This window comes from Streptomyces sp. E2N166, assembly GCF_003671715.1.
In the GTDB taxonomy this organism is placed as follows: Bacteria; Actinomycetota; Actinomycetes; order Streptomycetales; family Streptomycetaceae; genus Streptomyces; species Streptomyces thinghirensis.
In genome coordinates this window covers 1464811-1466045 of record NZ_RAIF01000006.1, presented here as the reverse complement: position 1 = coordinate 1466045, position 1235 = coordinate 1464811, and the positions used below count along the sequence as shown (strand labels likewise).

Genomic DNA, 1235 nt, shown 5'->3' with positions numbered 1-1235 from the left:
GGGCCCCTCGCCCAAGACGCCCCGATCCTGAATTCGGTCGTCCGCTTTCTCACCAGGTGGACGGTGGCACCGAGATACGGTCCAGTGTCTTCCCCCGGCCGCGCACATTCCGTTAGCTTCCGTGACTCAAACGCCCCGTACGACCCGCACGAGGGCGTCCGACCGCGGAGCACCAGCGCTCAGTGAGCCCCGGGGGCACCTCCCATGACACGCGCCATCTCCCTGCACGACGTGAGCAAGACCTACGCGCGAGGCGTCCGCGTGGTGGACCGGCTGTCGCTGGACATCGCGCCCGGCGAGTTCCTCGTCCTGCTCGGCCCCTCCGGCTGCGGCAAGTCCACCGTGCTGCGCATGATCGCCGGCCTGGAGGAGATCACCGACGGGCGGCTGCTGCTGGACGGCGCGTACGCCAACGACCTGCTCCCCGCCGAGCGGAGCATGGCGATGGTCTTCCAGAACTTCGCCCTGTACCCGAACATGACCACCCGCGGGAACATCGGCTTCCCGCTGCGCGTCGAGGCTCCCCAGACCGACCCCGGCCCCCGCGTGGACGCCACCGCCCGCATGCTGGGCATCGAGGACCTCCTCGACCGCTTCCCCGCCCAGCTCTCCGGCGGCGAACGCCAGCGCGTCGCCATGGGCCGGGCCATCGCCCGCCACCCCAGCGCCTTCCTCATGGACGAGCCGCTGTCCAACCTCGACGCCAAGCTCCGCAACCACCTGCGCGCCGAGATCACCAAACTGACCCGGGAGCTGGGCGTCACCACGATCTACGTCACCCACGACCAGTCCGAGGCCATGTCCCTCGGCGACCGCGTCGCCGTCCTGCGCGGCGGCGTGCTCCAGCAGGTGGACAGCCCGCGCGCCGTGTACGCCCTGCCGCGCAACGTCTTCGTCGCCGCCTTCATCGGCACCCCGCGCATCAACCTCCTGCGCGGCCTCGTCCGCGCGCCGCTCGACGGCGCGATGACCATCAGCCTGGGCAAGCAGTTCCTGCGCCTGCCCGAGCCGCTCTCCCTGGACCACCAGCTGCTCCGCGTCCAGCAGGGCCGCGAGGTCATCGTCGGCCTGCGCTCGGAGGCCGTCCGGATCGCGAAACCCGCCTCCGCCCGCCCCGGCGAGGTGCTGCTCACCGGCCTGGTGGAGCACGTGGAGTTCCAGGGGCACGAGGTCCTCGTCCACTTCAACACCGGCTCGCGGCCCGCCGTCGTGCCCGACCTGGAGGCTCCGCGCCC

The 1235-nt window shown here is 71.6% G+C and carries 1 protein-coding gene; it reads left to right on the top strand.

The window, feature by feature from the left end:
- Positions 1-204: 204 nt before the first annotated feature.
- On the top strand, positions 205-1235 hold a 1031-nt coding region (locus EBH09_RS07125; protein WP_238697226.1), incomplete at its 3' end, for an ABC transporter ATP-binding protein.